The sequence below is a fragment of the Streptomyces sp. NBC_01283 genome (assembly GCF_041435335.1).
Taxonomy (GTDB): Bacteria; Actinomycetota; Actinomycetes; order Streptomycetales; family Streptomycetaceae; genus Streptomyces.
This window is the reverse complement of the sequence record NZ_CP108430.1, coordinates 3,745,844-3,767,020: the sequence shown is the minus strand read 5'-3', so window position 1 is coordinate 3,767,020 and position 21,177 is coordinate 3,745,844. Positions and strand designations below refer to the sequence as shown.

The 21,177-nt window shown below is 71.5% G+C and carries 19 protein-coding genes; 8 read left to right on the top strand and 11 right to left on the bottom strand.

The window, feature by feature from the left end:
- Positions 1-957, bottom strand: a complete 957-nt coding sequence (gene deoC, locus OG302_RS16995; protein WP_371750142.1) for a deoxyribose-phosphate aldolase — start codon at positions 955-957, stop codon at positions 1-3.
- Between the two features lie 124 nt (positions 958-1,081).
- Between deoC and OG302_RS16990 the strand changes: the two genes are divergently transcribed.
- Positions 1,082-1,732 carry a PH domain-containing protein gene (locus OG302_RS16990; protein WP_371527576.1) on the top strand — a complete coding sequence of 217 codons (651 nt, stop codon included), beginning with the start codon at positions 1,082-1,084 and terminating at the stop codon, positions 1,730-1,732.
- A 36-nt stretch (positions 1,733-1,768) separates the two neighbouring features.
- On the opposite strand, the gene OG302_RS16985 is transcribed toward OG302_RS16990, so the two are convergent.
- From OG302_RS16985 to OG302_RS16970, 4 genes are all read right to left on the bottom strand, one after another.
- The gene (locus OG302_RS16985) at positions 1,769-3,013 is read right to left on the bottom strand and encodes a hypothetical protein (protein ID WP_371527575.1); all 1,245 of its coding nucleotides are present in this window, start codon (positions 3,011-3,013) and stop codon (positions 1,769-1,771) included.
- Between the two features lie 153 nt (positions 3,014-3,166).
- A complete protein-coding gene (locus OG302_RS16980) occupies positions 3,167-4,813 on the bottom strand; it encodes a phospho-sugar mutase (protein WP_371527574.1) in 1,647 nt (548 codons plus the stop codon).
- Positions 4,814-5,465: 652 nt separating this feature from the next.
- The gene (locus OG302_RS16975; protein ID WP_361837711.1) at positions 5,466-6,290 is read right to left on the bottom strand and encodes a purine-nucleoside phosphorylase; all 825 of its coding nucleotides are present in this window, start codon (positions 6,288-6,290) and stop codon (positions 5,466-5,468) included.
- Positions 6,291-6,435: 145 nt separating this feature from the next.
- Positions 6,436-6,873 (bottom strand): gamma-glutamylcyclotransferase, encoded by a 438-nt coding sequence (locus tag OG302_RS16970; RefSeq protein ID WP_249588135.1) that lies wholly within the window; start codon positions 6,871-6,873, stop codon positions 6,436-6,438.
- A gap of 118 nt (positions 6,874-6,991) precedes the next feature.
- On the opposite strand from OG302_RS16970, the gene OG302_RS16965 reads away from it, so the two are divergent.
- Together OG302_RS16965 and OG302_RS16960 are read left to right on the top strand one after the other, a co-directional pair.
- Positions 6,992-8,440 carry an NAD(P)H-quinone dehydrogenase gene (locus OG302_RS16965; RefSeq protein WP_371527573.1) on the top strand — a complete coding sequence of 483 codons (1,449 nt, stop codon included), beginning with the start codon at positions 6,992-6,994 and terminating at the stop codon, positions 8,438-8,440.
- A 210-nt stretch (positions 8,441-8,650) separates the two neighbouring features.
- Positions 8,651-9,628, top strand: a complete 978-nt coding sequence (locus OG302_RS16960; protein ID WP_371527572.1) for a DeoR/GlpR family DNA-binding transcription regulator — start codon at positions 8,651-8,653, stop codon at positions 9,626-9,628.
- On the opposite strand, the gene OG302_RS16955 is transcribed toward OG302_RS16960, so the two are convergent.
- Entirely contained in the window at positions 9,614-10,249 is a 636-nt protein-coding gene (locus tag OG302_RS16955; RefSeq protein WP_371527571.1) for a TetR/AcrR family transcriptional regulator, read from the bottom strand. The genes OG302_RS16960 and OG302_RS16955 overlap by 15 nt on opposite strands.
- A 105-nt stretch (positions 10,250-10,354) precedes the next feature.
- Positions 10,355-12,127 (bottom strand): biotin carboxylase N-terminal domain-containing protein, encoded by a 1,773-nt coding sequence (locus OG302_RS16950; protein WP_361837723.1) that lies wholly within the window; start codon positions 12,125-12,127, stop codon positions 10,355-10,357.
- Between the two features lie 349 nt (positions 12,128-12,476).
- Here OG302_RS16950 and OG302_RS16945 point away from each other — a divergent pair, with 349 nt between their 5' ends.
- On the top strand, positions 12,477-12,953 hold the full coding sequence (locus tag OG302_RS16945; RefSeq protein WP_371527570.1) for a hypothetical protein: 477 nt from the start codon (positions 12,477-12,479) through the stop codon (positions 12,951-12,953).
- Between the two features lie 12 nt (positions 12,954-12,965).
- Here the strand turns inward: OG302_RS16945 and OG302_RS16940 are convergent, their stop codons facing one another.
- From OG302_RS16940 to OG302_RS16925, 4 genes are all read right to left on the bottom strand, one after another.
- Positions 12,966-13,592: a nucleoside triphosphate pyrophosphatase gene (locus tag OG302_RS16940; RefSeq protein ID WP_371527569.1), complete on the bottom strand. Its 627-nt coding sequence runs from the start codon at positions 13,590-13,592 to the stop codon at positions 12,966-12,968.
- Between the two features lie 87 nt (positions 13,593-13,679).
- Complete coding sequence (gene mmpB / locus OG302_RS16935) at positions 13,680-13,808, bottom strand: morphogenic membrane protein MmpB (RefSeq protein WP_272902837.1); 129 nt, start codon at positions 13,806-13,808, stop codon at positions 13,680-13,682.
- Positions 13,809-13,906: 98 nt separating this feature from the next.
- The gene (locus OG302_RS16930; protein ID WP_371527568.1) at positions 13,907-14,113 is read right to left on the bottom strand and encodes an acyl-CoA carboxylase subunit epsilon; all 207 of its coding nucleotides are present in this window, start codon (positions 14,111-14,113) and stop codon (positions 13,907-13,909) included.
- Positions 14,114-14,148: 35 nt separating this feature from the next.
- Entirely contained in the window at positions 14,149-15,801 is a 1,653-nt protein-coding gene (locus tag OG302_RS16925; protein WP_371527567.1) for an acyl-CoA carboxylase subunit beta, read from the bottom strand.
- A 185-nt stretch (positions 15,802-15,986) separates the two neighbouring features.
- Between OG302_RS16925 and OG302_RS16920 the strand changes: the two genes are divergently transcribed.
- The 4 genes from OG302_RS16920 to OG302_RS16905 all read left to right on the top strand — a co-directional run bounded on the left by OG302_RS16920 (position 15,987) and on the right by OG302_RS16905 (position 20,840).
- Positions 15,987-16,922, top strand: coding sequence for a biotin--[acetyl-CoA-carboxylase] ligase (locus OG302_RS16920; RefSeq protein WP_371527566.1), 936 nt, complete (start codon positions 15,987-15,989; stop codon positions 16,920-16,922).
- Positions 16,923-17,392: 470 nt separating this feature from the next.
- Positions 17,393-18,565 (top strand): adenylate/guanylate cyclase domain-containing protein, encoded by a 1,173-nt coding sequence (locus tag OG302_RS16915; RefSeq protein ID WP_371527565.1) that lies wholly within the window; start codon positions 17,393-17,395, stop codon positions 18,563-18,565.
- 157 nt (positions 18,566-18,722) lie between these two features.
- Positions 18,723-19,520, top strand: coding sequence for an enoyl-CoA hydratase/isomerase family protein (locus OG302_RS16910; protein WP_371527564.1), 798 nt, complete (start codon positions 18,723-18,725; stop codon positions 19,518-19,520).
- 117 nt (positions 19,521-19,637) lie between these two features.
- Complete coding sequence (locus OG302_RS16905) at positions 19,638-20,840, top strand: diguanylate cyclase domain-containing protein (protein WP_371527563.1); 1,203 nt, start codon at positions 19,638-19,640, stop codon at positions 20,838-20,840.
- Positions 20,841-21,177: the final 337 nt, after the last annotated feature.

The window sequence follows — 21,177 nt, the reverse complement described above, 5'->3', positions numbered from 1 at the left end:
TCAGTCCACCGTCACGTAGTCGGGGCCGGAGTAGCGGCCCGTGGCCAGCTTCTGGCGCTGCATCAGGAGGTCGTTGAGGAGCGATGAGGCGCCGAAGCGGAACCAGTGGTTGTCAAGCCAGTCCGCGCCCGCGGTCTCATTCACCAGGACGAGGAACTTGATCGCATCCTTGGAGGTGCGGATGCCGCCCGCGGGCTTCACGCCGATCTGTACCCCGGTCTGCTCGCGGAAGTCGCGCACGGCTTCCAGCATCAGGAGGGTGTTCGCGGGGGTCGCGTTGACGCCGACCTTGCCGGTCGAGGTCTTGATGAAGTCCGCACCCGCGAGCATGCCGATCCAGGAGGCACGGCGGATGTTGTCGTACGTGGACAGCTCACCGGTCTCGAAGATGACCTTGAGCCGGGCCGCGCCGGAGGCTTCCTTCACGGCGCGGATCTGCTCGAACACCGTCATGTAGTCACCCGCGAGGAAGGCGCCGCGGTCGATGACCATGTCGATCTCGTCGGCACCCGCCGCGACGGCCTCGCGGACGTCGCCGAGCTTCACGTCGATGGCGGCACGGCCCGCGGGGAAGGCGGTCGCGACGGAGGCGACCTTGACGCCGCTGTCGCCGACGGTCTCCTTGGCGGTGGCCACCATGTCCGGATAGACGCAGACGGCGGCGGTCCTCGGCGTGCCGCGGTCGGTCGGATCCGGGTTCACGGCCTTCGCGCCGAGCGCCCGGACCTTGCCCGGGGTGTCGGCGCCCTCCAGCGTCGTCAGGTCGATCATCGAGATGGCGAGGTCGATGGCGTACGCCTTCGCCGTGCTCTTGATCGAACGGGTGCCGAGCGCCGAGGCGCGCGCCTCCAGGCCGACCGTGTCGACGCCTGGCAGCCCGTGGAGGAAGCGGCGCAGCGTGCGGTCCGACGCGGTGGCGTCAGTCAGTGCGTGCGGAGTTGCGGGTGCAGTGGGCATGGTCACGAGGGGAGCATATCTACGCGCGTAGCGGCTGTACAGGGGGTGGGTACCGACCGGGTTGTCCGGCCTCTCCGGGGGCGCACCGGCGGCCCCCCGCGCGGGTTCAGGCAGAATCAGGGGTATGACCGACCCCGAGCCCCCCGTGGCGGAGCCCCAGGACCCCGAGTACAAGGACCGGACCTTCCGGTCGTCCGGCGGTATCGCCGGAGGCGTCCTGCTGCTCGCCCTCGGCGGCTGGCTCGGCATCGACGCGATGATCCGCGGGGAGGGCCGCACCCCGTGGCTCGCGCTCGCCGGACTGCTCCTCGCGGTGCCGCTCGTCGTCGCCTTCACCGTGCGCCCCGCCGTGTACGCCAACGACGACCGGATGCGCATCCGCAACCCCTTCCGGACGATCACGCTGCCGTGGGCGTCCGTCTCGGGGCTGCGCTCCGGGTACTCGAACGAGGTCTTCACCCAGTCCGGCACCAAGTACCAGCTCTGGGCCGTCCCCGTCTCCCTCCGCGGCCGCAAGAAGGTCGCCCGCAGGAAGACGCAGGGCGTCGCGTCGGGCGACCCGAGCATCGGCACGGGCGCCTCGCGGCGGCCCGCCCAGCCGGAGTCCCTGCGCGCCGCGGGGGACCAGATCATGGACGACCTGCGCGAACTGTCCGAGCGGCGCGCCGGGGCGAAGTCCGCGCAGGGCGAACCCGTGGTGCGCTGGGGCTACGAGATCATCGCGCCCGCCGTGGCCGGAGCGGTGCTGCTCGCCGTGGTCCTCGCCGTCGCCTAGGAGTACCTGAGCCGCCACGGCTCCCCGCGCCTCTGCCTACGGAGGGCCCATCCACGCCAGCAGCATGTGGCCCCCGAACGCCGCCGACGTCACGGCCGCGGTCACCATCACCGTCACGGCGACATGCGGGCGGGCGCGGGCCAGGGCCGCCGCGAGCGGCAGCAGCAGCGGGAAGCCGGGGAGCAGGAAGCGGGCCCGGGGGAAGTAGACCCCCTTGCTGCCGAGCACGATCAGCAGCAGCAGTCCCGTGAAGACCAGCAGTGGCAGCGGCTGCCGGTCGCCCACCGACAGGACGAACAGCGCCGCCGACGCCAGCAGCGTCGCCGTCACCATGATCAGGAACAGCTGCGGACCCTTGGCCGACAGCAGGTCCCGCACGGTCCGCCACGTCCCCACCCCGCCGTCCCACTCGTTGTGCCACAGCTTCTGTACGGCGAAGTAGCCGTCCCAGCGGCCAAGCCGGAACCCCACCCAGCCGACGTACGAGAGCCAGCCGAGCGGCGCGAGCAGGGCACCCAGGAGGAGGTGCGTGACCTCTCCCCGGCGCATCGGCCGGCACCGGCGCAGCAGCGTGAGCAGTGCGGTCAGGGAGACGGCCGCCGCGAGCGCCACACCCGTCGGGCGGGTCAGGCCCGCGAGCGCGGCCAGCGCACCCGCCCAGACCCAGCGGCCGGTGAGCACGGCGTACAGCGACCACGCGGTGAGCGCCGTGAAGAGCGACTCCGTGTAGCCCATCCACTGCACGAGAGCGACGGGGAGCGAACCCCAGAGGGCGGCCAGCAGGACGCCGGTCCTGCGGCCGTACAGATGGTCGCCCACCGCGAAGATCCCCCACGCCGCGAGGAACGAGCAGCCGACGGCGATCGCGAGTCCCACGGCCCCGCGCGGCTCCGGGACGAGCACGCTGCCCGCCCTGATGAGCAGCGGATGCAGCGGGAAGAAGGCGAGGTTGTTCGCGTCGACCTGGGTGCCCAGGGTGTGCGCGTACCCCTGGCCGGCGATCCTCAGATACCAGTCGCAGTCCCACGACTCCGCAAGCAGATGCCACACGTCCCGGTGCTCCCCGCGGGCCCAGAGGGCGAAGACGAGGGCGCCGAAGAGACGTACGGCGGCGTACGCGAGGAGTGCGGGCGACGCGTGCCGCAGGGCGCGGGCGGCGCGTGCGGGGCGGCCCGGGGGACTGCCCGGAGCGGTGCGGGGGCGCCGGGCCGGGGAGACGATCCGGGGTGCGGCGGCGGACGTCGACGCGGTCGAGGTCTCTGGGGTCGGTCCGTACGGCACTGCGGCAGCTCCTGGAACGTGATCGTGCGCTGCCGGTCACCCTTCCTGGGGGACCGGCAGCGCACCGGATCGCTGCGGCAGCTGCGCCGGCTCAATCACTCGGACGGGTGGCGGCCCTGCGGCCACCCGCCCCGGAAGCCCGCCGGGCGACCGCTAGATGCCCGCGGCCACGGACAGGTCGCGCTTGATCGCCGCGAGACGGTCCGCCGCCTCGGTGCGGGCGGCGGGCAGGCCCGGCTTCGCCGACACCGGGACCACCACCTCCAGGTAGCACTTCAGCTTCGGCTCCGTGCCGCTCGGGCGCACGATGACGCGGGCCCCGTCGAGCGTGTAGCGCAGGCCGTCCGTGGGCGGCAGCTTGTCCGTGCCCCGCGTCAGGTCCTCGGCCTTCGTCACGGGCAGGCCCGCGAGCGCCGTCGGCGGCTGTTCGCGCAGGCGGCGCATCGCGTCCGCGATCAGGGAGAGGTCCTCGACGCGGACCGACAGCTGATCGGTGGCGTGCAGGCCGTGCTCCACGGCCAGATCGTCCAGGAGGTCGAGCAGCGTGCGCCCCTCCTCCTTGAGCCCGGACGCCAGCTCCGCGAGCAGGAGCGCCGCCGTGATGCCGTCCTTGTCGCGTACGCCTTCGGGGTCCACGCAGTAACCGAGGGCCTCTTCGTAGCCGTAGCGCAGGCCGTCCACGCGGGCGATCCACTTGAAGCCGGTGAGGGTCTCCTCGTACGCGAGGCCCGCCTTCTCGGCGATCCGGCCGAGCAGGGAGGAAGACACGATCGACTCGGCGAACGTGCCGGTGGCGCCCCGGCGCACGAGATGGGCCGCGAGGAGCGCGCCGACCTCGTCGCCCCGGAGCATGCGCCAGTCCGCCTCGCCCGTACCGTCCTTGACCGCCGCCGCGCAGCGGTCCGCGTCCGGGTCGTTGGCGATGATCAGGTCCGGGTCCACCTCGCGGGCCTTCGCGAAGGAGAGGTCCATCGCGCCCGGCTCCTCCGGGTTGGGGAACGCGACCGTGGGGAAGTCCGGGTCGGGCTCCGCCTGCTCGGCGACGAGGACGGGGGCGGGGAAACCGGCTCGGGCGAACGCGGCCAGGAGGGTGTCCTTGCCGACGCCGTGCATCGCCGTGTAGACGGTGCGGGCGGTACGAGGGGAGTCCGGGGACAGGACGGCGTCCGTACGCGCCAGGTAGGCCTCCAGGACGTCGTCCGTGAGGGTTTCCCAGCCGCTGTCGGGGCGGGGGACGTCGTGGAGCGTGGCGATGGCGTCGATCCGCGCCGCGATCTCCGCGTCAGCGGGCGGGACGATCTGGGAGCCGTCGCCCAGATAGACCTTGTAGCCGTTGTCGCGCGGCGGGTTGTGGCTCGCCGTCACCTCCACGCCCGCGACCGCACCGAGGTGCCGTATGGCGAAGGCGAGTACGGGGGTGGGGAGCGGGCGGGGGAGCACCGCCGCCCTGAGTCCGGCGCCGGTCATGACGGCGGCCGTGTCGCGCGCGAAGTCCGCGGACTTGTGGCGGGCGTCGTAGCCGATGACGACGAGACCGCCGGCCTCGCCCTTGCCCTTGAGATACGCGGCGAGGCCGGCGGCGGCGCGGATGACCACGGAGCGGTTCATGCGCATGGGGCCCGCGCCGAGCTCGCCGCGGAGGCCCGCGGTGCCGAACTGGAGGGTCCCGCTGAAGCGGGCGGTCAGCTCTTCGGTGTCCGCGGTGTCGATGAGCTTCGCGAGTTCCTCGCGGGTCTCGGGATCCGGGTCCTCGGCCAGCCAGGCCTGGGCTCGCGCGATGAGTTCAGAGTCGTCCGGCACGTTTCTTCAGCCTCTCGTGTGCGGAGTTCTATGGCGGGCGTCCGGGTTACTCCTACCCGGGGTACGCCCTTGCGGGGAGCTTTTCTGTCCGACGCGGCCCTGCGGGAGCTTCCCCACCCCCACGGGGTACGCCTTCCCGGCCGGTCCGGCCGGGGCCGTTCCTGCACCGCCGGTGCGCGACGGCTCGCTCGCCCCTGCCGGAGCGCCCGGCGGCGGGAAGGGGTTGCGGGCCGGCCCGGTCCTGCGGACTTTCCCACCCACCCACCCGAGCACCCGGCGGTGCGAAGGGGAGCATCCGGCGGTCGGAAGGCTTTGGGGCTCGTCCGGTCCTGCGGGTTCTTCCCGCCCGCCCACCCGAGCGCCCCATCCCGGGAGGGCCTGTGCGCCCGCTCGGTGCTGCCGGGCAAACGGGTGGGTGGGCGGGAAAGGCCCTTGCGGGAGCGTGCGCCGCGGGCCGGCAAGGCACGGTGCGGAGGCGCCCCACCCGGGGAAGCCCTCCGCCAGGCAAGGCCCCGCCCAGCGAGGAACCCACCGAGCAAGGCCCCCGCCCAGCAAGCCCCCCCCGGGCCGGGCAAGGCTCGCCCAGCAAGGCCCCCGCCAGGCAAGGCCCCACCGGGTAAGACGCCCCCGCCACTCAAGGCGCCCCCGCCCGCTAAATGCGGCCCAGCACCTGACCAAGCAGCTCGCCCATGCGGGTGGCGCTGTCGCGGCCCGCCTGGAGGACCTCCTCGTGGTTCAGCGGCTCGCCCGTCATGCCCGCGGCGAGGTTCGTGACCAGGGAGATGCCGAGCACCTCCGCACCCGCCTCGCGCGCGGCGATGGCCTCGAGGACCGTCGACATGCCCACCAGGTCCGCACCGATCGTGCGGGCCATGTGGATCTCCGCCGGAGTCTCGTAGTGCGGGCCGGGGAACTGCGCGTAGACGCCCTCCTCCAGGGAGGGGTCGATCTCCTTGCAGAGGGTGCGCAGGCGCGGGGAGTAGAGGTCCGTGAGGTCCACGAAGTTCGCGCCGACGATCGGCGACGTGGCCGTCAGGTTGAGGTGATCGCTGATCAGGACCGGCTGGCCGGGACGCATGCCCTCACGCAGACCGCCGCAGCCGTTCGTCAGCACGATCGTCTTGCAGCCCGCGGCCACGGCCGTACGCACGCCGTGCGCGACGGCGGCGACGCCACGGCCCTCGTAGTAGTGGGTGCGGCCCAGGAAGACGAGGGCGCGCTTGTCACCGACCTGGAAGGAACGGATGCGGCCACCGTGTCCCTCGACCGCCGGCGGCGGGAAGCCGGGGAGCTCGGTGACGGGGAACTCGGCGTCGGGCACGCCGAGCGCGTCCACGGCCGGTGCCCAGCCGGAGCCCATCACAAGGGCTACGTCGTGGGTCTCGGCGCCCGTCAGCTCACGCAGGCGCGCGGCGGCGGCGTCGGCGGCGGCGTAGGGGTCGCCCTGGATGTCGTCCGGAATAACTGAAGCGTTCACGCGGACGAGAGTAGCCGCTCACGCCCTACGCGCGTAGATGACGATGCTCACGGGATTCGGATCGTTGTCTTGTCGTTTCCGACGAGAGGTGAGCCGGCAGGTGTCACAGCGGCCCGAAGCAGGCTCACCGCAGCCCGGCGCGCGCCTAGCAGGGGCGCTTGCGGAGCTCCATCACGTAGTCGTGGGGAGCTCCCGCGGTCTCCGCCGCGTCGGCGAGCTCCCCCAGATAACGCGCCGACGGCAGGCCGCCCTCGTAACCGTTGAGTACGTACACCCAGGCGGGTTCCTCGCCGTCGAGGGTGTGCACGCGCACCCGCATCCTGCGGTAGATGTCGAGCCCCACGCCCTCCCACCGGTCCATGGAGTCCTCGTCCATGGGGGCGACGTCGTAGAGCGTCACGAAGACCTGCGAGCGAGGCGCCTCCACGATGGTGGCGAGCGCGCCCTCCCACCCCATGTGCTCCCCGCCGAAGGTCAGCCGCCAGCCGTTCAGCCAGCCGGTCTGGCGCAGCGGCGAGTGCGGGGCGCGGCGTGACATGAGCCGCGGATCCAGATTGCCGGCGTACGCGGCGTAGAGCGACATGTGGTCGAGGGTACGGCAGGCGACGCGTGCGTCCCTCCCGTAACGGAAGTGCCCTTCTCATGGGCAGAACGGCCCGGATGGAGCCCCCGGGGCGAAGCACCTTGAAGCGTGCGGGACAATGGAGTACGTGACTCGGATCGTGATCATTGGCGGCGGACCCGGCGGATACGAGGCGGCACTCGTTGCCGCCCAGCTCGGCGCGGAGGTGACCGTCGTCGACTGCGACGGTCTGGGCGGGGCGTCGGTGCTCACCGACTGCGTCCCGTCCAAGACTCTGATCGCCACGGCCGAGGTGATGACCAGCTTCGACTCCTCGTACGAGGAGCTCGGCATCATCGTCGCGGACGACACCCCGCACATCGACACCCCGGCGCGCGTCGTCGGCGTCGACCTCGGGAAGGTCAACCGCCGTGTGAAGCGCCTCGCGCTCGCGCAGTCCCACGACATCACCGCGTCCGTCACGCGTGCGGGCGCCCGCGTGCTGCGCGGCCGTGGCCGTCTGGAGGGCCAGCAGGACACGGACGGCTCGCGCAAGGTCGTCGTGCGCGCGGCCGACGGCACCGAGGAGACCCTCGTCGCCGACGCCGTCCTCATCGCCACCGGCGGGCACCCGCGCGAGGTTCCCGACGCGCTGCCCGACGGCGAGCGGATCCTGAACTGGACGCAGGTGTACGACCTGGATGAGCTCCCCGAGGAGCTCATCGTGGTCGGCTCCGGTGTCACCGGTGCCGAGTTCGCCGGTGCCTATCAGGCGCTCGGGTCGAACGTCACGCTGGTGTCGAGCCGTGACCGCGTGCTGCCCGGCGAGGACCCGGACGCCGCCGCCGTCCTGGAGGACGTCTTCCGGCGCCGCGGCATGAACGTCATGTCCCGCTCGCGCGCCGCCTCCGCCAAGCGCGTGGGCGACCGCGTGGAGGTCACGCTCGACGACGGCCGCGTCATCTCCGGCACGCACTGCCTGATGGCCGTGGGCGCCATCCCGAACAGCAGCGGCATGGGCCTGGAGGAGGCCGGGGTCAAGCTCAAGGACTCGGGGCACATCTGGACCGACAAGGTGTCGCGCACGTCCGCGCCGGGTGTGTACGCCGCCGGTGACGTGACCGGTATCTTCGCGCTGGCCTCCGTCGCCGCCATGCAGGGGCGCATCGCGATGTACCACTTCCTGGGCGACGCGGTGCAGCCGCTGAACCTGAAGACCGTGTCGTCGAACGTCTTCACCGACCCCGAGATCGCGACCGTCGGCTACAGCCAGTCGGACGTCGACGGCGGCAAGATCGACGCCCGCGTCGTCAAGCTGCCGCTCCTGCGCAACCCGCGCGCGAAGATGCAGGGCATCCGCGACGGCTTCGTCAAGATCTTCTGCCGCCCCGGTACGGGCATCGTGGTGGGCGGTGTGGTCGTCGCGCCGCGCGCTTCGGAACTGATCCACCCCATCTCGATCGCGGTCGACAACAATCTGACGGTCGAGCAGATCGCGAATGCGTTCACCGTGTATCCATCCCTTTCGGGCTCGATCGCCGAGGTCGCGCGCCAACTCCACACGCGTAAGTCGGCCGGCGAAGCCTGATCGCGGACCGATCGTCGGTTGAACGCCGACTGACCGGGGTTCGCACGGGGTAACAACTCCGCGCAGGTCACGGGCTGTTGTCGCCCATTCGCCCGGCATAGGCGCGGCGAGTAGGCACCTATACCACTTCCCACCCTGCCGTGCGAACAACTTCTGTAATTCGGCGCAAACTGCTGAAAGCAGACGGTCGTTGGGGTTACTGTCAGTTTCGTGTTCGCTGCAGAACGTCGCCAATTGATCCTCGAAATGGTGCGGGCCAACGGAGCGGTATCGCTCCGGGAGCTCGCCCGCGTCGTCCAGACCTCCGAAGTGACCGTACGGCGGGACGTGCGCGCGCTGGAGGCAGAAGGACTCCTCGACCGCAGACATGGCGGTGCGGTATTGCCGGGCGGATTCACGCGGGAGTCCGGCTTTCCGCAGAAATCACATCTCGCGACCGCCGAGAAGACGGCTATCGCCGATCTCGCGGCGGGACTCGTCGAAGAAGGCGAAGCCATCGTCGTCGGGGCGGGTACGACCACGCAGGAGCTGGCCCGACGGCTCGCGCGGGTACCCGGTCTGACCGTCGTCACCAATTCCCTCCTGGTGGCACAGGCCCTGGCCCATGCCAACCGCGTCGAGGTCGTCATGACCGGCGGCACCCTGCGCGGTTCCAATTACGCTCTCGTGGGCAGCGGGGCCGAACAGTCCCTGCAGGGCCTGCGGGTCTCACGCGCCTTCCTGTCGGGCAGTGGTCTGACCGCCGAACGCGGGCTCTCCACGTCCAACATGCTCTCGGCGAGCGTGGACCGGGCGCTCGTCCAGGCCGCCGCCGAGGTCGTGGTCCTCGCCGACCACACCAAGCTCGGCACCGACACGATGTTCCAGACGGTGCCGACGGACGTCATCACCCGCCTGGTCACGGACGAACCGCCCACGCACGACGACCGCGCGGCCACCGAACTGCAGGCCCTGGCGGACCAGGGAGTGCAGATCGCCGTCGCGGGCGGGACCGCGAATCCCAACTCCGGATCAGGGGTGGATCCCGTCCCGGCGCGACAGCCGCGCCGGGACGTGCCGCTGCCGGGGCAGCGCCGTAACCACGGCGGTCACGGGCAGAGCCCCGGGGCGCAGTTGCGCAGTGCGGTGCTCGGGGAGCAGCAGCCCGGGGAGCGGGCCGCGCGGGTGGCGGATCTACGCCGCCGCTGAACCGGCCGTCGGTCCGGTACCGCAGTCGTCGGGTGCCGACCCTTCGGGCTTCAGGCCGCGCAGGGTCAGCATCAGCAGCCGGTCGGCCAACTCGGGCTCGTCCGGGGTCTCTTCGGCGGCCAGCGCGATCGCGTTGGTCAGCTGCATCAGATCGCCGATCGAGACGCCGGGGCGTACGGCACCGGCCTGCTGGGCCCGCACCAGCAGGGCCGTGCCCGCCTCACGCATGGGCCTGCTGCATCGGGAGAGTGCCGAACTGTCGTCGTGCGACGCCGACATGAGGGCGCGGGAGAGCCCGCGGTACTCACCCGCATGAGTGATGATGGCGCGGAGCCAGGTCACCAGGGCCGAGCAGGGCCGCGGATCGTCGAGCAGCGCGCGGGAGCGGTCCAGGAGGTCGCTCACCGCCTCTTCGAAGACGGCGCTCATCAGGGCGTGGCGGTTGGGGAAGTGGCGGTAGAGGGTGCCGATGCCCACGTTCGCGTGGCGGGCGATGTCCTCCAGGGAGGCGTCCGTGCCGTGCTCCGCGAAGGCGGTGCGGGCCTCTGCGAGGAGCCGGTCGTAATTGCGGCGCGCGTCGGCTCTCTTCAAGCGAGGGCGCTCTTGCGGGCTCTCTGCCATGGCGTGCCTCCCTGAACGTACGCGTGCCTCAAGTCTGCCCGAAGGGTAAAGACGCCGGACGGGCTGGAATGCTCCAGCCCGTCCGGGGTCCGCTCAGCGGGGGTGTCAGTCCTTGATCTCGCAGATGACCGCGCCGGAGGTCAGGCTCGCGCCCACCTCCGCCGTGAGGCCCTTGATCGTTCCCGACCGGTGCGCGTTCAGGGGCTGTTCCATCTTCATGGCCTCCAGGACGACGACCAGGTCGCCCTCCTGCACCTCCTGGCCCTCCTCGACAGCGATCTTGACGATCGTGCCCTGCATCGGAGAGGCGAGGGTGTCACCGGAGGCCGCCGGGCCCGACTTCTTCGCCGCGCGCCGCTTGGGGCGGGCGCCGCCCGCCGCCGCTGTGCGGGCGATGGTCATGCCCAGCGAGGAGGGGAGCGAGACCTCCAGGCGCTTGCCGCCCACCTCGACGACGACCGTCTCGCGGCCGGGCTCTTCGTCCGTCTCGGTGTCGGCCGCCGCGGCGAACGCGGGGATCTCGTTGACGAACTCGGTCTCGATCCACCGGGTGTGGACCGTGAACGGGTCGGTGGAGCCGGTCAGTTCAGGGGCGAACGCCGGGTCCTTGACGACCGCGCGGTGGAAGGGGATGGCGGTGGCCATGCCCTCCACGGTGAACTCCTCCAGGGCGCGCGCGGCCCGCTGGAGCGCCTGCTGGCGCGTCGCACCGGAGACGATCAGCTTGGCCAGGAGCGAGTCCCAGGCCGGGCCGATCACGCTGCCGGACTCCACGCCCGCGTCCAGGCGCACGCCAGGACCCGACGGCGGGGCGAACAGGGTCACCGTGCCCGGCGCCGGCAGGAAGCCGCGGCCCGGGTCCTCGCCGTTGATGCGGAACTCGAAGGAGTGACCGCGCATCTCCGGGTCGCCGTAGCCCAGTTCCTCGCCGTCGGCGATGCGGAACATCTCGCGGACCAGGTCGATGCCGGTGATCTCTTCGGTGACCGGGTGCTCCACCTGCAGACGGGTGTTGACCTCCAGGAAGGAGATCGTGCCGTCGGTGCCGACGAGGAACTCGACGGTGCCGGCGCCGACATAGCCGGCTTCCTTCAGGATCGCCTTGGACGCCGCGTACAGCTCGGCGTTCTGGGCCTCGCTCAGGAACGGCGCGGGCGCCTCCTCCACGAGCTTCTGGTGGCGGCGCTGCAGCGAGCAGTCACGGGTCGACACGACGACCACATTGCCGTGCTTGTCGGCCAGGCACTGCGTCTCCACGTGCCGCGGCTTGTCCAGGTAGCGCTCCACGAAGCACTCGCCACGGCCGAAGGCCGCGACGGCCTCGCGCACCGCGGAGTCGTACAGCTCGGGCACCTCTTCGAGGTTCCGGGCCACCTTCAGACCGCGTCCGCCGCCACCGAAGGCGGCCTTGATCGCGATCGGCAGGCCGTGCTCCTGGGCGAAGGCCACGACCTCGTCGGAGCCGCTCACGGGGTCCGGCGTACCGGCCACCAGCGGGGCACCCGCGCGCTGCGCGATGTGCCGGGCGGCGACCTTGTCACCCAGGTCACGAATGGCTTGCGGCGGCGGGCCGATCCAGATCAGGCCCGCGTCGATGACGGCCTGCGCGAAGTCGGCGTTCTCCGAAAGGAAGCCGTAGCCGGGGTGGACCGCGTCCGCCCCCGCGTCCTTGGCCGCTGCCAGCACCTTGGAAATGTCCAGGTAGCTGGTGGCCGGAGTGTCACCGCCCAGCGCGAACGCCTCATCTGCCGCACGTACATGCAGAGCATCCCGGTCAGGATCTGCGTAGACGGCTACGCTCGCGATCCCTGCATCCCGGCATGCCCGAGCAACGCGGACAGCGATTTCGCCACGGTTGGCGATGAGCACCTTGCGCACGATGGCTCCCTCCTTGAAACAAGCCGAGTTTAGGGACTGCCGACACGACCTTTCGACCCGTCCCCAGTGGTGAGCTTGCCCACACGGAGCGTGATCCGGGGCCTGCCCGTCCGCGAAATCCCTTGTCGCACCACGGTACGCAGGGTCCCTTGCGGGCAGACTAACGCGCCGATGTGGCCAAGGTCTCTGTGAGAGCGTGCTGCGGCAGAGGGGCATTCTTTGTCGAGTCCCTACGAATGGCCCAATGATTCTTTGCCTTGGGCAGAGCCCTTGTCCCCCGGTTTACCCGTTAGTAGCGTTCGCGATGTCTGGGACGTACTGGTGGTAACAGCGGAAGAGGGTGGGCGCCGTGGCGCGTAGACCGGTTGCCTGGGTGGGCGCGATCGTGCTCCTGGTGGAGGCGGTGGGCATCGCGATGCTCAACTGGTTCCTCGGGCTTGTCGTGAACAAGCAGGACATGTCGCTCGCAGGCCTCGACCCGCACGCGATGTCCGTGTCGACGTGGATCGCGGGCGGCCTCTTCGGCCTCTACCTCGCGCTGTGCGCCTTCATCATGCTGCGCGCGGCGATACTCGACCGCGCGCCGGGCCGCTTCGGCCGGCTGCTGCTGATCAGCGCCGCCGTGGTGCACGCGCTCCTCGGGGCGTTCTCGGTCGGCCTGGTGGGCTGGCCCGCGTTCGCCTTCATGATGGTCGTGCTCGGCCTGATCGTCCTGACGCTGGTGGCGTACGACAGGAAGCCCGACGAGGTCGCCGACGCGCCGCGCACCGGCACCGGGGCAGCGGGCGGCGGCGCACCGGAGAACGGCGCCCCACAGCCCGCCTGAGCCCTCTGAGGCCTACTTCGCCCACAACTCCGTGATGCCGACGCCCAATTCACCCAGGAGGCGCCGGAGCAGCGGCAGGGAGAGGCCGATGACGTTGCCGTGGTCGCCCTCGATCGAGTCGACGAAGGGGGCGGAGCGGCCGTCGAGCGTGAACGCGCCCGCCACGTGCAGGGGTTCACCGCTCGCCACGTACGCGGCGATCTCCTCGTCCGAGGGGTCACCGAAACGGACGACGGTCGAGGCGACCGCCGACACATGGCGGCCGGACGCGGTGTCGTACACGCAGTGGCCGGTCTGCAGGACGCCCGCACGCCCGCGCATGGACTTCCAGCGGGCGGTGGCCTCCTCGGCATCGGCGGGCTTGCCGAGCGCCTCTCCGTCCAGTTCGAGGACCGAGTCGCAGCCGACGACCAGGGCGCCCTTGGTCTCCGGGCGCGCCGAGACGACCGACGCCTTGGCCTCGGCCAGGGCAAGGGCGAGCTCGGCGGGGGTCGGTGCGGAGATCGCGTCCTCGTCGACCCCGCTGACGATCACCTCGGGGGCGAGACCGGCCTGGCGCAGGAGGCCGAGCCGGGCGGGGGACTTGGAGGCGAGGACGAGACGGCGGGGCTGTCCGGGCTGTCGGGGCTGATCACTCATGCGGTCAGGTTAGCGAGCCGCGGGAGACGTCTCGGCGGATGCCGGCGGGTGCCGGCGGGTGCCTCAGAGCGTGCCTCAGCGGAAGCCTCAGTGAATGCCCAGGACGAACATCGCGACGACCATGGCCAGGGCGAGGACGAGTCCCGCACGGCGCATCTTCGCCTGCATGTCCCGCATGTCCTTGGGCGGGTTGTTCTCCGGGTCGGACCACAGCATGAATCCGATACTGCGCGCGGCGACGGCGGGGGCGCCTGAGTACGCGTACTCAGGCGCCCCCGCCCGTCCCACTCATTTCCCGGCTCGGCCCGCCCGGCTCACCCGGGCCAGTAGGTGCGGCCCCACGACGTCGGTCCCGGCGCGGGCAGCCGGTCGCGGGCCACGCGCGCGGGGTCCGCCCAGGCGTCGAGTACCGAGGGCGCGCCGGACGGCTGGTTCGCGACCGCCGCGGCGCGCGCCTGGACCACCGCGAGCGCGGCGGCGAGCTCCTCCGGGGTGGGATTGCCCCGTACGACCTTGATCATGAATGCTCTCCTCGCTCTCCTCGCTGGGGCACGGTCTAGAGGGGGATGTTGCCGTGCTTCTTCGGGGGCAGGGATTCCCGCTTCGTCCGCAGCTGACGCAGGCCCCGCACCAGGTGGGAGCGGGTCTCCGACGGCATGATCACGGCGTCGATGTAGCCGCGCTCGGCAGCCGTGTACGGGTTGAGGAGACGGTCCTCGTACTCCTGGATCAGCCGGGCCCGGGTCGCCTCGACGTCGCCGGTGGCCTCCGCCGCCGCGATCGTCTTGCGGTGCAGGATGTTCACCGCGCCCTGCGCGCCCATCACCGCGATCTGCGCCGTCGGCCAGGCCAGGTTGAGGTCGGCGCCCAGGTGCTTGGAGCCCATGACGTCGTACGCGCCGCCGAACGCCTTGCGCGTGATGACCGTGATGAGCGGGACCGTGGCCTCCGCGTACGCGTAGATCAGCTTGGCGCCGCGCCGGATGATGCCCGTGTGCTCCTGCTCGACGCCCGGCAGGAAGCCCGGCACGTCGACGAAGGTGATGACCGGGACGTTGAACGCGTCGCAGGTGCGGACGAAGCGGGCGCCCTTCTCGGAGGCGTCGATGTTCAGGCAGCCGGCGAACTGCGTCGGCTGGTTGGCGACGATGCCCACCGGGCGGCCCTCGATCCGGCCGAAGCCGGTGAGGATGTTCGGCGCGAACAGCGGCTGCGTCTCGAAGAACTCGGCGTCGTCCAGGACGTGTTCGATCACGCCGTGCATGTCGTACGGCTGGTTGGCGCTGTCCGGGACCAGCGTGTCCAGCTCGCGGTCCTCGTCCGTCAGCTCCAGGTCCGCGTCCTCGGGGAACGCGGGGGGCTCGCTGAGGTTGTTCGAAGGCAGGTAGGAGAGAAGGGACTTGACGTACTCGATCGCGTCCTTCTCGTCGCCCGCCATGTGGTGCGCGACACCGGAGGTGCTGTTGTGGGTGCGGGCACCGCCGAGCTCCTCGAAGCCGACGTCCTCGCCGGTGACGGTCTTGATGACGTCGGGTCCGGTGATGAACATGTGCGACGTCTGGTCGACCATGACGGTGAAGTCGGTGATGGCGGGGGAGTAGACCGCGCCGCCCGCGCACGGGCCGACGACCAGGCTGATCTGCGGGATCACACCGGAGGCGTGGGTGTTCCTGCGGAAGATCTCCCCGTACATCCCGAGGGCCATGACGCCCTCCTGGATGCGGGCGCCGCCGGAGTCGTTGATGCCGATGACCGGACAGCCGGTCTTCAGGGCGAAGTCCATGACCTTGACGATCTTCTGGCCGAAGACCTCGCCGAGTGCCCCGCCGAAGACGGTGAAGTCCTGGGAGAAGACGGCCACGGGGCGGCCGTCGACGGTGCCGTAACCGGTCACGACTCCGTCGCCGTAGGGGCGGTTGGCCTCCAGGCCGAAGTCGGTCGAGCGGTGCTGGGCGAACTCGTCGAACTCGACGAAGGAGCTTTCGTCCAGGAGCAGTTCGATGCGCTCACGCGCCGTCAACTTGCCCTTGGCGTGCTGCTTCTCGACCGCGCGAGCCGAACCGGCGTGCTTGGCCTCCTCGATGCGGCGCTGGAGATCAGCGAGTTTTCCCGCAGTCGTATGGATGTCGATACCACCTGCGTCGGGGATGGCGGCGGTATCGCTTGCGGCGCTGGGCACGGGCACGTTGGGCTCTTCCGGCTCGGACATAGGGATGCGGCTCCCTGCCTGCTCAAAGGGGCGACTGGCGGCTTGCGGTGCGGCTTGGGGGGTGCGGCTCGGGGTGCGGCTTGCGGGTACGGCTCGGGTGCGGTGATCGCTTGCTACTGACTCGTAGGGTATCGGCGCGCATACGGATCGGCAGTGCGGCGTTTACCACACCTAAGGTGGCTTGCATGACGCCGCGAGATGCTTCAGACGACTCTTCAGAGACTCCTTCGGGTTCGGGTTCGGGCCCGGTTTCTGGTCCCGCTTCCGGCACCCCTGGCGGTGGCCGGTGGTCCGACCTCGACCGGCCGCCCCTGAACGCCGCGTCGCTGCGGCGTGCGCTCGTTCGGGACGGGGGGCTGTGGACCTCTCTGGACGTGGTGCCCGCGACGGGGTCGACCAACACGGATCTGGCCGCCCGCGCGGACGAGCTGCCCGAGGGGGCGGTGCTCGTCGCCGAGGAGCAGAGCTCGGGGCGCGGGCGCCTCGACCGCCGCTGGTCGGCGCCCGCGCGCTCCGGTCTCTTCTTCTCCGTGCTCCTGAAGCCGGGGGCCGCGGTGCCGGTCGAACGGTGGGGGTGGCTGCCGCTGCTTACCGGGGTCGCCGTCGCCACGGGGCTCTCGCGGTCCGCCGGGGTGGACACGGCCCTGAAGTGGCCGAACGACCTGCTGGTGACGGTGGCGGGGGAGGAACGGAAGGCGGGCGGCATCCTGGCCGAGCGGGCGGGCTCCGGGGACGGCGGGGGCGTGGTGGTCGGCATCGGCATCAACGTGACCCTGCGGGCGGAGGAGCTGCCGGTGCCGACGGCGGGGTCGCTGGCGCTGGCCGGGGCGGCGTCGACGGACCGGGACACGGTGCTGCGGGCGGTGCTGCGGTCACTGGAGCAGTGGTACGGGGACTGGCGCGCGGCAGAGGGCGACCCGTCGGCCTCCCGCCTCCAGGAGACGTACGCGGCGGGCTGCGCGACGCTGGGCCGCAAGGCCCGCGCGGAACTCCCGGGTGATCGGTCGATCACGGGGGAGGCGGTGGCGGTGGACGCCGACGGACGCCTGGTGCTGGCTACGGGGGACGGGGTGCAGGAGCCTGTGGGGGCGGGGGATGTTGTGCATTTGCGGGGGGCGTAGGGGGGGGCTGGGTCTGGGCTTGGGCCTGAGCCGGGGTGCGGTGCTGGTCCGGCTGGGGTGCGTGCGGGCAGCGGGTTCGCTCCGTCTGTTGGTGCGGTGCCGCGCCGGTATGTCCGCCCTCGCTATCGTCCGGTGGCCATTGGGGTGCTTCGGTTCCGGAGTGCCGCGAACCGTGCTTCGGGCGGACATACCGGCACCTCCCCTCGTGAGCGTCGCCGAATGCGGCCGATCGATGGTGCTGCGGGGCAATCGGGCGGGTGGGCGCGAAATGCTTGTTCGTTCAGGTGAGGGTGTGGGGCAAACGGGCGGGTGGGTGGCGAAGGTGTGTTCGGCGGCGCGGCTACGGGGGAGCCACAGATCGAGGCGCCCCGCCAGGCAAAGGCGTACCGCCGGGCGTGAGCTGCGGCACACCTGCCGTAAAGTTGGCGCCGGTCGATACCTGACCGCGGCAGATCGGAAGGGCAGCAGGCGTGACCGTCGACGACACGGGCTCCGGCACGGGTGCATCGCCCGACGGTGAGCCCGGACGCACCGCTGGGTCCGTCAGCCACACGTTCGACTCGATGGACTCCGGGGACGAGAAGCCGGGAGATCCGGAGAGGGACCCCCTGGCCCTGCGTCTCGAAGGGCTGATCCTCGGCGCGGACCGCCGCTACACCCCGTTCCAGGCGGCCCGCAGTGCCGGCGTATCCATGGAGCTGGCCTCCCGCTTCTGGCGGGCCATGGGCTTTCCCGACGTGGGCCAGGCCAAGGCCCTGACCGAGGCGGACGTGCTCGCACTGCGCCGCCTCGCCGGTCTCGTGGAAGCGGGCCTGCTCAGCGAGGCCATGGCCGTGCAGGTGGCCCGGTCGACCGGACAGACCACCGCCCGCCTGGCCGAATGGCAGATCGATTCCTTCCTGGAGGGTCTGACGGAGCCGCCCGAGCCGGGCATGACGCGGACCGAAGTCACGTATCCGCTGATAGAGCTCCTCCTGCCCGAGCTGGAGGAGTTCCTCGTCTACGTGTGGCGACGGCAGCTCGCCGCCGCCACCGGACGCGTCGTGCAGGCCGCGGACGACGACGAAATGGTCGACCGGCGCCTCGCCGTCGGCTTCGCCGACCTCGTCGGCTTCACGCGGCTCACCCGGCGCATGGAGGAGGAGGAGCTCGGCGAGCTCGTCGAGGCCTTCGAGACCACGGCGGCCGATCTCGTCGCCGCGCACGGCGGCCGGCTCATCAAGACGCTGGGCGACGAGGTGCTGTACGCCGCCGACAACGCGGGCGTGGCCGCGGAGATCGCGCTGCGGCTGATCGAGACCATGGCCAACGACGAGACGATGCCCGAACTGCGCGTCGGCATCGCCTTCGGCACGGTCACCACGCGGATGGGTGACGTCTTCGGCACGACGGTGAACCTCGCGAGCCGCCTCACCTCGATAGCGCCACGGGACGCGGTCCTGGTGGACGGCGCGCTCGCGGAGGAACTGACGCGTACGGGGGAGGCGCCCGCCTCCGAGACCGAGGCGGCGGAGGCCGCCGAGCGGGCCGAGAAGGAAGGCGCGGAGCCGCCCTCCTACCGCTTCGCCCTGCAGCCGATGTGGCAGCGGCCCGTACGAGGCCTCGGCGTCGTCGAGCCCTGGCTGCTGAACCGCCGGACCTGAACCGCCGGACCTGAACCGCCGGACCTGAACCGCCGGGGATGTGCGTACCCGCGGTTCGCCGCAGATTTTTTTCGTCCGCCCGCCCGATCGCCCTACAGCGGTGGCATGATCCGCGGGTGGCCCGGTAACGGGCGTTAACCGGACGTGGAGGAAAGCAATGGGTGGCGAGCAGCGGTTCGGGGAATTCGTCAGCGTCAGGCGGCACGCCTACGTCGCCGAGCTCGTCCTCGACCGGCCCAAGGCCATGAATGCCGTGTCCACGGACATGGCCCGCTCGATCGGCTCCGCCTGCGCCGCCCTCGCGGAGGACCGTGACGCGCGCGTCGTGGTCCTCACCTCGACCCATGAGCGTGCCTTCTGCGTCGGCGCCGACCTGAAGGAGCGCAATTCCTTCTCCGATGCCGAGTTGGTGCGCCAGCGTCCCACCGCACGGGCCGCCTACACCGGCGTACTCGAACTGCCCATGCCGACCGTCGCGGCCCTGCACGGCTTCGCGCTCGGCGGCGGCTTCGAGCTCGCGCTCGCCTGCGATCTCATCGTCGCCGACCCGACCGCCGTGGTCGGGCTCCCCGAGGTGTCGGTCGGCGTGATCCCTGGCGGCGGCGGCACGCAGCTGCTGCCGCGCCGCGTGGGTGCCGCGCGGGCCGCCGAGCTGATCTTCACCGCGCGGCGTCTGGAGGCGGGCGAGGCGCGGGAGTTGGGGCTCGTCGACCAGCTCGTGGGCAAGGGCGAGGACCGTACGGAGGCACTCGCGCTCGCCGAGCGGATCGCCGCCAACTCGCCCGTCGGGCTGCGCGCCGCCAAGCGTGCCCTGCGGCTCGGGCACGGGCTCGACCTGCGCGCCGGCCTTGAGGTCGAGGACGCCGCCTGGCGCTCGGTGGCCTTCTCCGGTGACCGGGCGGAGGGCGTCGCGGCGTTCAACGAGAAGCGCAAGCCGCAGTGGCCCGGGGAGTGAGTGGTGGTACGGGTGTGGGGAGTGGGGGCGTAGACGCCCCAGGCGGATTTACGTGACCCCACACGCTGCGTAATGTTCCAAACGCCCAAATTGTCCCTAATCTCCTAGCCTAGGGAGATGGGAGAGGATGTCCGGCTGCGGGCCGTGGTGGTGCTGGCGCAGGGAATGGCCGCCGCGCACACTCCACGTGAGTCCTGGCGGGCGGCTGCCCGGGGCGCGTGCCGTGCGTTGTCCGGGAGTTTCGCGGCGCTGTCCGTCTGGGAGCGTGACCTCGGACGGCTGAGGGTGCTCGTGAACGTGGGCGAACGGGCCGAGGGGGAGGAAGAGTTCCCGGAGCACGAGGCGTATCCCGTGAACGAGTTCCCGGAGATCACCGAGTTCCTGCACGAGCGCTGGGCGGGCGGCGGTGAGCCGCACGCCTGGGTCGAGACGGCGGGCGGACCCGCGGCGAACACGGCCCCCGGCTACTGCCACCAGCGCGTCGCCGCCCTCCGCAGGCGTGGCCGCGGCTGCTGTGTGGTGGCGCCGATCGTGCTGCACGGGCGGGCGTGGGGCGAGCTCTATGTCGCGCGTCCGGTAGGGGCGCCGCCCTTCGGCCGCGCGGACGCGGACTTCGCGACGGTGCTCGCCTCGGTCGTCGCGGCGGGCATCGCGCAGACCGAACGCCTGGAGGAGGCCCGCCGCCTCGCCTTCACCGACGCGCTGACGGGCCTCGCCAATCGCCGTGCGGTCGATCTACGTCTTGAGGAGGCGGTGGAGCGGCACCGTGCGGACGGGACCGTGGTGAGTCTGGTCGTCTGTGACGTGAACGGTCTCAAGTGGGTCAACGACACCCAGGGGCACGCGGTCGGCGACCGCCTCCTCGAACGCTTCGGTTCGGTGCTGTCCCTGTGCGGGGCGATGCTGCCGGGGACGCTGGCCGCGCGGCTCGGCGGCGACGAGTTCTGCCTGCTCTCGGTGGGTCCCACCGCCGATGAGGTGGTGCGGGTGGCGGACGAACTCTGCGTACGGGCAGCCGAGTTGGAGCTGGGGGACGGGGTCGCGTGCGGCGTCGCCTCCACGGAGGACCGGATCGGCGAGGTCCGCTCGGCCCGCCGCCTGTTCCGCCTCGCGGACGCGGCCCAGTACCGCGCGAAGGCGGCCCGCGCGCCGAAGCCGGTGGTCGCGGGGCGCGAGGGCGCGGACGACCCCGTGGTGCGCCTGGCGAACTCGGAGGTCTCGCGCCCGGCGGGCGAGAGGCGCCGGTTCCGGGGGCGGGGCCCCGAGCGGGGGTCGCGGGGCTCCCGGGAGGACAAGGGGGGTGGGCAGGGGGCTCGGTGACGAAGCTGCGGGCCGGTGGGGGCTGCCCGCGCAGTTCCCCGCGCCCCTTACGGGGCACAACTCGCCGTGCCCCCTGGCTTTGCGCAGTTCCCCGCGCCTCTTGCGGGGCGTGGCTCGTCGTGTCCGCTGGTCTTGCGTAGCTCTCCGCGGCGCTTACGGGCGCGGCTCGTCGTGTCCGCTCGCCTTGCGCAGTTCCCCGCGCCCCTTACGGGGCGTAGTTCCCCGCGCCCGCTCGCCTTGCGTAACTCCTCGCGCCTCTTGCGGGGCGTGGCTCGTCGTGTCCGCTGGTCTTGCGTAGCTCTCCGCGGCGCTTACGGGCGTGGCTCCCCACGTCCGC